General features: G+C 72.7%; 7 protein-coding genes. 5 read left to right on the forward strand and 2 right to left on the reverse strand.

From position 1 onward, the window contains the following. The first annotated feature begins 157 nt into the window (after window positions 1-157). A complete protein-coding gene (locus ACFWYS_RS05050; protein ID WP_384763479.1) occupies window positions 158-2,044 on the forward strand; it encodes an FUSC family protein in 1,887 nt (628 codons plus the stop codon). A gap of 9 nt (window positions 2,045-2,053) precedes the next feature. Here ACFWYS_RS05050 and ACFWYS_RS05055 read toward each other — a convergent pair whose 3' ends face one another. Further along, window positions 2,054-3,037, reverse strand: coding sequence for an endonuclease/exonuclease/phosphatase family protein (locus ACFWYS_RS05055; RefSeq protein WP_384763480.1), 984 nt, complete (start codon window positions 3,035-3,037; stop codon window positions 2,054-2,056). A gap of 137 nt (window positions 3,038-3,174) precedes the next feature. Here ACFWYS_RS05055 and ACFWYS_RS05060 point away from each other — a divergent pair, with 137 nt between their 5' ends. The 4 genes from ACFWYS_RS05060 to ACFWYS_RS05075 all read left to right on the forward strand — a co-directional run bounded on the left by ACFWYS_RS05060 (window position 3,175) and on the right by ACFWYS_RS05075 (window position 6,923). After that, entirely contained in the window at window positions 3,175-4,527 is a 1,353-nt protein-coding gene (locus tag ACFWYS_RS05060; protein WP_384763483.1) for an amidohydrolase, read from the forward strand. Window positions 4,528-4,558: 31 nt separating this feature from the next. Beyond that, window positions 4,559-5,806, forward strand: coding sequence for a cytochrome P450 (locus ACFWYS_RS05065; RefSeq protein ID WP_384763485.1), 1,248 nt, complete (start codon window positions 4,559-4,561; stop codon window positions 5,804-5,806). Window positions 5,807-5,894: 88 nt separating this feature from the next. After that, window positions 5,895-6,584: a DUF899 domain-containing protein gene (locus tag ACFWYS_RS05070; RefSeq protein ID WP_384763487.1), complete on the forward strand. Its 690-nt coding sequence runs from the start codon at window positions 5,895-5,897 to the stop codon at window positions 6,582-6,584. 153 nt (window positions 6,585-6,737) lie between these two features. Beyond that, window positions 6,738-6,923, forward strand: a complete 186-nt coding sequence (locus ACFWYS_RS05075) for a hypothetical protein (protein WP_030948256.1) — start codon at window positions 6,738-6,740, stop codon at window positions 6,921-6,923. Window positions 6,924-6,993: 70 nt separating this feature from the next. Here ACFWYS_RS05075 and ACFWYS_RS05080 read toward each other — a convergent pair whose 3' ends face one another. After that, a complete protein-coding gene (locus ACFWYS_RS05080) occupies window positions 6,994-8,856 on the reverse strand; it encodes an ABC transporter ATP-binding protein (protein WP_384764105.1) in 1,863 nt (620 codons plus the stop codon). Between the last annotated feature and the right edge of the window lie 329 nt (window positions 8,857-9,185).

Here is a 9,185-nt window from a genome sequence, read left to right on the forward strand (position 1 = left end):
TTCCACGCATCGTCACATCCCCGAAACGTCAACGTCCCATCCTCACCAAGCCCCCGCCCTACCGTGGACACCACGGGCCGCACCCGCTACGGCCCCCACCGCCCGGCCACCGTCGCCCGAAGGCACCGAACTCTGCCCTCGCCCCGACAGGAGCCCCGTGTCCCGCCCCGCACGTACCGCCATCCTCCGACCGCACCTCCCGCCCTGGCTCGCCCACACCCTCCGCGCCCAGCGCGGCCCGGTCCCCTGGAGCGCGGTCGTCCGAGGAGCCCTGTCCGCCGGCCCTCTCCTCCTCGTCGCCGTCCTCGTCGACCGCACCTCCCTCGGCGTAGTGGCCGCCATCGCCGCCATGCTCGCCGGTATCAACGACCGCCCCGGCAGCCGCCGTGCATCCGTCAAGCGGCTCGGGGTTCCCGCGCTGGCGGGGGCGGCGGGGCTGTTCGTCGGGACATACGCCGGGGAGCACGCCGGTGCCGTCCCGCTCACGCTCCTCCTCACCGGTCTAGGGCTCCTCGCCGGCGGGATCAGTGCCGTCGGACCGGTGGCCTCCGGTGCCGGTACGCAGGTTCTCGTCGCCGCCGCGATCGGGGCCGGGATGCCGTTGCCGGAGAGCGGGTGGCAGCGGGCGGCCGCCTATCTCGCCGGAGCCGTCTGGCTGCTGGCGTTGCGGCTGGCGCTTCCCACGCCCGGTTCCCTCGCCGGGGACTTCCGGTTCGACGGGGAGCGGGACGCGGTGGCGGGGGTGTACGACGCCATCGCCGAACTCCTCGATGCCGTGGGGAGCGACGCCGCCACCGCCCGCCGTGCCGCGCTCACCGCCGCTCTCGACCATGCCCAGGACGCGCTCACCGGGCCCCGGCTGCGGCGCTACGCCTCCTCGTCCGCCGAGCGGCGGCTGCACGCGCAGTACGCCGCCGCCCTTCCCCTCGGCGAGGCCGCCACCGCGCTCGCCTGGGCCGCGGAACCCGTGCCCGCCCGGGCCTCCGAAGGGCCGCGCCGCCTCGCCGCCGCCGTCCGTGACAACACGCACACCGGCCCGCTGCCCGCGCCCTCCCGTTCGGCGCCCGCCCTGCGCGCCCTCGACGACGCCCTGCTGCACGCCGCCGAGGCCTTCGACCGGGGCAGGGGCGACAGCGACGACCTCCACACCCGGCGCCGTACGGGCAGGGATCTGCTGCGCGCCGTGTTCGGGGCCGGCGGGCGGGAGTACGGCCTGCGCGTCGCCCTCTGCTTCGGGGCCAGCGCCGGTATCGCCCAGGCGCTGCACCACGCCCAGTGGTACGGGCAGCACGAGCACTGGTACTGGCTTCCGGCCACCGCCGTCTTCCTCGTCAAGCCCGACCTCGGGCCCCTCGCCTCCCGCGTACTGTGCCGGGCCGCGGGCACCGTGCTGGGCGCCCTGCTCTTCGCCGGGTTCGCGGCCGTGCTGCCCCGGCCGGAAGGGCTCATCGCGCTCGTGGCTCTCAGCGGCGCCCTCATCCCCGTGGCCACCCGGCACTTCGCCGCCCAGACCGCCGTGGTGACCGTTCTCGTGCTCGCCCTGGTGATGGTGGGCGGCGAACCGCAGGCTTCCCTCAGCCGGATCGGGGAGACACTGCTGGCCTGCGCGATCGTGCTCGTCGTGGGGCATCTGCCGATGCCGGGGCGGCGGGGTGGTGGGGTGCGGGCGCGGCTCGGCGCGGCCGGTCGGGCGGCACAGGCCTATCTCGCGCATGTCATCGGCGAGCCAGACGATCACGCCGCCCGCTGGACCCTGCGCCGCGAGGCCTACCGGGCGCTCGCCGAGGCCCGTACCGCCATCGCCGTCGCCTCCGCCGAACTGCCCGCGCTCGCCCGGCACGCGGAGGGCGCCGACGAGGTGGCCGCCCTGCTGGAGCGGCTCATGGACACCACCACCGCATGCGCCGTGCACCTGGACCACGCCGGGCGGCTCACACCCCGGCACACCGAGCGGCTCGCCGAGCTGCTGAACGAGCTCACCGCGCGCGGGGAGCGGGTCGGGGTATGGGTTCCCGACGTCCCCCCGAGGCGCCTCACCGGGTGACGCCGCGGCTCAGCCGATCCGTATCCACACCGGTGCGTGGTCCGAGCCCGGCGTCCCGATCCGGTCCGCCGGGTCCTCGCCGACCGACGGCAGTTCGAGGGGCTCCTCCTGCAGGGCGGGCAGGCCCGTGCCCGCCTCGGTGACGCGGTGCACCAGCCGGTGGCTCGTCAGGACGTGGTCGATCAGCTCGGCGCGCCCGAAGCTGACGCGTGAGAAGCGCCGCTTGGCGCGGATGCGCGGGGCGACGTTCCACAGCCGGAAGGCATCGCCCAGGTCGGGCTTGAGGAACGCGCGTTCCCTGTCGAGCTCGGAGCCGGGAGGGCCGAGCAGGATCTGCGTGGTCGCGGCGTTCACGACGTCGTTCATGTCGCCGAGCACGGCCACGTCCCGCTCCCGCCCCTCGCCTTCGAGCAGACGGTCCGCGAGGGCGCGCAGGGTCACCGCCTCGGCGGCCCGCCGGTAGAGGGCGTAGGCGCCGAAACGGGCCCGTTCGGCCTCGTCGTGCGGCTGGAAGCGCTTCTTGTCGCCGTTGGCCGGGTACGTCAGCAGCTTGGACTTGAGATGGGCCACGGCCACGCGCAGGGGAGCGTCGTCGCCGTCCAGCTCCACCGCCAGGAAACCGCGGCTGGTCTCCCGGTCGTGCTCGTCGGGCTGCACGCCGTCGTCACTCTGCACCGGGCGCAGCTTGTCCGCGAACAGCCGGGTGTCCTCCAGCACGCGCATCGGCGTACGGCTGATGAAGCCGACGCGGATGCCACGGCCGTCCTGGTGCCGGGACAGGACGGTGTGCCACTCCCCGCCCACGGCCGCGACCAGGTCGTCGAGAGCTTCCTGCTGCTTGACCTCCTGGACACCCAGCAGCATCGGGTCGAGTGCGGTGATTACGGAGGCGAGGGCCGCCACCTTCGCCTCGTACTCGGCCTCGGTCTTCGGGGCGCCGTCGCCACTGTGCGGCAGCATCAGGTTTTCCAGATTCCAGGTACCGAGGAGCATGCCGGGCTCCTTCCAGAAGCTGTACAACGGGCTGTGGTTGAGGCCAGCGTGCATGTGCCCGCGTCGCCGCGACAGAGCGGCGACGGGATGCACGGTTCAGCCCCTGCGAGGGCATGACCGCGTCGTACGGTGCGTGTATGACGCCTTCTCCCGCCGGTCTCATCATCACCCGGTGCACGGTTCTCACGCACGACGATCATGAGCGGGTCGGGTTCGCCGAGGACGCCGCGATCGTCGTGCGGGGCGGGGTCGTCGACGCGGTGATCAGCAGTGCGGAGGCCGAGGCCCTGCCCGCGGTCGAGCGCATCGACGCGCGCGGTCAGGTCGCCCTGCCCGGGCTCGTCAACTGCCACACCCACGCGCCGATGGTCGCCCTGCGCGGTGTCGCCGAGGACCTGCCCATCGAGGAGTGGTTCAACGACGTCGTGTGGCCGATCGAGTCCAACCTCACCGAGGAGGACGTGGCGTCGGGGGCGCGGCTGGCCTGTGCCGAGATGATCCGTGGTGGCGTCACCTGCTTCGCCGACCACTACTTCTCGATGGACGCCGTCGCCGCCGTGGTCGAGGAGTGCGGGATCCGGGCGCATCTCGGCGAGGCCTACTTCTCCTCCCAGGGCCCCCAAGGGCGGGAACGGTCACTGGAGTTCGCGCTGCGGCGGCGCGGTGCCGCCGACGGCCGCATCACCACCGCCCTCGCCCCGCACGCCCCCTACACCGTGAACGACGCCGATCTGGCCGCCACCGCCGAACTCGCCCGTGAGCACGGCCTCCCCGTCCACCTGCACGCCGCCGAGAACCGCGACCAGACCGACGCCGGCCTCGCCCGCCACGGCGTCACCCCCGTCGAGGTCCTCAGGCGCACCGGAATCCTCGACACCGACGTCCTCATCGCCCACGGCACCGGCATCCTCGACCGCGACCTGCCTGCCCTGCGGGACGCCTCCGGCCGTATCGCCGTCGCCACCGCGCCCCGCGGCTACCTCAGATTCGCCTGGCCCACCACCACACCGGTACGCGCCCTGCACGACATCGGCATCCCCGTCGGCCTCGCCACGGACGGCGCCGCCTCCAACAACTCCCTGGACGTCTGGGAGGCGATGACCCTCACCGCCCTCATCCAGAAGTCGACCACCGGCGACCCCCGCTGGCTGACGTCCCGTCAAGCCCTGCACCACGCCACCCTGCAGAGCGCCCGGGCCGTCGGACTGGGGGAGTCGATCGGCAGCATCGCACCCGGCCGCCGCGCCGACATCATCCTGGTCGACCTCACCGCCCCGCACACCCAGCCCGTCCACGACCTCGCCGCCACCCTCGTCCACAGCGCCCGCTCCTCCGACGTCCGCACGACGATCGTCGACGGCCGGGTCCTGATGCGCGACCGGGAACTGCTGACGATCGATGTGCCCGCCGTCGTAAGGGAGTTGGGGGAGCGGCTGCCCGCGCTGCTCGACCGCGGCCACGGCAAGCGGATCCAGGAGTACGACACCTAGGACAGGTCCGACAGGTCCTAGGCTCATCGGCATGGATCTTGCCGACGGCCTCATCGACCATCCGTACGACGCGTACACGCGCCTGCGCGACACCGCGCCCGTCCACCGCATCGCCGGTCCCGACGGCAGTCCCGCCTGGCTGGTCACGCGGTACGACGACGTACGGGAGGCCCTCGCCGACCCGAGGCTGTCCCTGGACAAACGGCATGCGGCGCCCGGCACCTACCGCGGTCTCGCGCTGCCTCCCGCGCTCGACGCCAACCTCCTCAACATGGACCCGCCCGACCACACCCGCATCCGCCGCCTGGTCGGCCGGGCCTTCACCCCGCGCCGCGTCGACCAACTCCGCGCTCCCGTACGGCGGACCGCCGACCGTCTCCTCGACGCCCTCGGCCCGCACGGCACCACCGACCTGATCGCCTCCTACGCCGCGCCCCTCCCCATCACCGTCATCTGCGACCTCCTCGGCGTCCCGGACGAGCACAGGCGCGACTTCCGGGAGTGGACCGACACCCTGGTCGCCCCCGACCCGGCGCGACCGCAGGCCGCGAAGGAGGCGGTGGTGGCGATGCTCGGGTTCTTCACCCGGCTGCTCGCCGACAAGCGCAAGGAACCCGCCGACGACCTGCTTTCCGACCTCATCGCGGTACGGGAGGGCGACGGCGACCGGCTCAGTGAGGACGAGCTGATGTCCCTCGCCTTCCTCATCCTCTTTGCCGGGTACGAGAACACCGTGCAGCTCATCGGCAACGCCGTGCTCGCACTGCTCCGGCATCCGGAGCAGCTCGCCGCCCTGCGCGCGGACCCGTCCAGGATCCCGGCGGCCGTGGAGGAGCTGGCGCGCTACGACGGCCCCGCCCTGCTCGCCATCCGCCGCTTCCCGACCGAGGACGTGACCATCGGTGACGTCACTGTCCCGGCCGGCGACACCGTGCTGCTCTCCCTCGCCGCCGCCGACCGCGACCCCGCCCGCTTCCCCGACCCCGACCGCCTCGACCTCGGCCGTGACGCCTCCGGCCACCTCGCCCTCGGCCACGGCATCCATTACTGCCTCGGCGCACCCCTGGCCCGCGCCGAGACCGAGATCGCGCTGGCCGCGCTGCTGGAGCGCTACCCGGACGTCACCCTGGCCGACGACGCAGGTCCGCGGTGGCGCCGCTCACTACGCGCGCGTGGCCTGCTCACGCTGCCGGTGTCGTACTCCACGGCAGAAAAGAACTCCTGGGTCGAAAAGGACTCCTGGGCCGAAACGATCTCCCGGGCCGAAAAGAACTCCTGAAATTCCCCTGCCCGGCGATGAGTTCCGCCCCCGCCGCCGGTCACCACCCGGAACGGACCGTCGGACCGCCGTACAGAAGGGGCGTCCCATGTCGATTCCGGAGATCGTCTCGCGCGAACAGTGGCGCGCGGCACGCGAGGAACTGCTGGTCAGGGAGAAGGCGGCCACACGCGCGCGTGACGCGCTGAACGCCGAGCGGCGCGGGCTGCCGATGGTCGAGGTCGAGGAGGAGTACGTCTTCGAGGGCGGCGACGGCAAGGCCACACTGCTCGACCTCTTCGAGGGGCGGCACCAACTCGTCGTCTACCACTTCATGTTCGCCCCCGAGTGGGACGCGGGCTGCCGCAGCTGCTCGGCGTTCCTCGACCAGATCGGACACCTGGCCCATCTGAAGGCACGCGGCACGACACTCGTCGCCGTCTCCCGGGCGCCGTACCCGAGGATCCTGCCGTTCAAGGCGCGCATGGGCTGGACGGTGCCCTGGTACTCGTCGTACGGCAGCGACTTCAACCTCGACTTCGAGGTGACCCTGGAGCATGAGGGCGAGCTGGTGGAGCGGCCCGGCGTCAGCTGTTTCCTGCGGGACCGGGAGCGTGTCTTCCACACCTACTCGACATACGAGCGCGGCCTCGACGGGCTGGGCTCGACCACCAGCTTCCTGGACCTCACCGCGCTGGGCCGACAGGAGGAGTGGGAGGAACCCAAGGGGCGCGCGTCGTCTCTCGGGGCGCCTGCCGGGAGTGAGCGCATCCGCTATCACGACGAGTACGAGGACTGACACGGGGTGTGACCGTCGGGCATCGAGAGTGACCGGCCCTTCACACAGCGCGGTGAACGAGTGTCAACTACGTCTCAGTCCCGTCACCGGGCGAGGCGATTCACCTCCGGCAGGCGTTAACTCCTACAAGTACGACGCTTATCGGAGGTCAGGATGGTGAACGGGCGAACAGTGCTCGAACGCTTTCCCGCGGGCGGGCCGCGAGGGTCGTGGCCGGCGGAGGAGTTCGCACACGCACGGCGCATGGAGGGGCTGCCCGCAGAGGTCGTCATGGATCTGGCGACGGACGCGTTCTTGGTGATCGTCCGCGGTGATGGCGCGGTGGACGCCGCCGCGTGAGCCCTCGTGGCGCGAGCCCTCGGCGGGGGAGGGCCCGGCGGGGAAGCGCCCGGCTGGGAGGACTTGGCGGTCAGCCCGCCTTCGGCGCGGGCACCCGTGCGGTGAACTGCTCGGCCTGGAGCGAGTACAGCTCGGCGTAGACACCGCCGGTGGCCAGTAGTTCGTCCGGTGTGCCGGACTCCACGAGCCGGCCCTGATCCAGGACGTGCACCAGATCGGCGTGGCGTACGGACGCCAGCCGGTGGGTGATGAGGACGACCGTCTGACCGGCCGAGGCGAGCGCGCGGATCTTCTCGAAGACCTCCAGCTCGGCCCGTGCGTCCAGGGCCGCCGTCGGCTCGTCCACGATGAGGATGCGGCCGCGCCGGTAGGCGGCCCGGGCGATGCCGAGCCGCTGCCACTGCCCGCCGGACAGCTCGTGACCGCCGTTGAACTGGCGGGCCAGCAGCGTGTCCAGGCCGCGCGGCAGATCGGCGACCACCTCCTCGGCCCCGGCCTCGGCGACCGAGGTGGCCAGGCGTTCCTCGGTGAGGGGCGCGGAGGAGCGGCCGACGGCGACATTGACCCGGGCGGTGAACGGCCAGCGCTTGAAGTCCTGGGCCAGCATCGCGATGCGCTCGGCGAGCTGGTGCCGGTCGGCGCCGGCCGCGTCGACGTCGTCCCAGAGGATGCGGCCCCGGTCCGGCGTGTACAGGCCCGCCAGCAGCTTCACCAGGGTGGTCTTCCCGGAGCCGTTCTCGCCGACCAGGGCGACGATCCGGCCGAGGGGGAGGGCGAGCGTGACGTCGTCGAGGGCGGGACGGGACGATTCGCCGGGGTAGGAGAAGCTGACGTTCTCGAACCGGATCTCCTGAGGATCCTCGGGCAACGGGGCACCACCGACCGGGATGGCCCGCTCGGCCGCCTCGACGTACAGCCGCTGCAGATCGCCCACGAAGAGGGCCTCCTCGTGAAGCGCGTTGACCTCCAGGACGAGGGTGTCGAGGCTCGACGAACCGGTGCGGATCGCGATGACGGCCGTACCGGCCACGGACAGTGCCATGGCCCCGGCGAGCAGCAGCCCGCCGAGCGTGGCGTACGTCGCGACGGTCGCGATCCCCGTCCAGGCCGCCGCGATGAGCCCCGTCCGGGCGGCCAGCCTGGCCAGCCGGGCCTGCTCGGCCTCCGCCGTCTCCGACATCGCCCGGTAGTGGCGCAGCAGGAAGGGCCCCACGCCATGGACCCGGATCTCGGGCGCGGCGGCGGGCTCGGTCAGCAGCCCGCTGATCAGATGGCCGGCGCGGGCGTGCTGCACCCAGGTGTGGAAGGACTCGTAGCGGCGCCGCGCGTTGGTCAGCGCGCTCCAGGCGCTGGGCAGGGTCATGGTGGCGAGGAGGGGGAGCAGGGCGGGATGCAGCACGGTGAGCACGCCGGCCGCTGCGATCAGCGAGATGGCCGCGTTCACGACACGCGCGCTGTACGAGATCATGCGGCGGGCCGAGGAGGCGCCGTACTGCGCCGTGTCCAGCAGCTTGTGGAAGGCGTGGTCCTCGATGGCGGACAGCTCCACGGCGGCCGCCCGCTCCAGATACAGCTCGGTGGCCACGCGCTCCACCTTGGGCTCCAGACGCCCGGTGGCATACGTGGAGGCGGCCCGCAGCAGAGTCGACACGATCATGACGGCGGCCATGGCGATCAGCGCGGGAACGGCCCCGCGTAACCGCTCCTCGATGGCCCCGCCCCCCATCAGCCGCCCCAGCACACTGTTGACGGCGAGGAGCGCGACCGCCTGAGCCAGCCCCCGCCCCACCTCGGCCACCAACACGGTCCGCGCCGCCGCCCGGTCCCCCTGCCAGGCGAGCCGGAAACTGGACGAGAGCAGGGACGGCAGCCGCGTCACCATCGCCCGGAAGCTCAGCTCCAGAAAGGCGTCGTGGTGCTGGTTCCACCCCATGTCGTACCGCAGAGGGCCCCCGAACAGCAGCCGCTCCGACTCGGACACCCCGGCCTCACCGGACCCGGCCCTCTTCCCCACCACGCACCCTCCCCCGACGGTCCCTCGTGACGGAGGGCCACTATGACGGGGCGGGGGCGTCCGGGGGAGGGCGCGAGCGGGGGCGGGCCGCGCACGCGGGGCGCACGCCTGTTTCCATCTTCAGCCCGCCCGGTCTCCGCTTTTCAGCCCGTCCGGCGTTTGAGGACAAGGCCCCTCAAGGGCCGAAGCGGGGTCTGGGGCGGCAGCCCCAGCGGGGTTCAGGGGCGGATCCCCTGACGGGGTCGAAG

Source organism: Streptomyces sp. NPDC059010 (assembly GCF_042740355.1).
Taxonomy (GTDB): Bacteria; Actinomycetota; Actinomycetes; order Streptomycetales; family Streptomycetaceae; genus Streptomyces.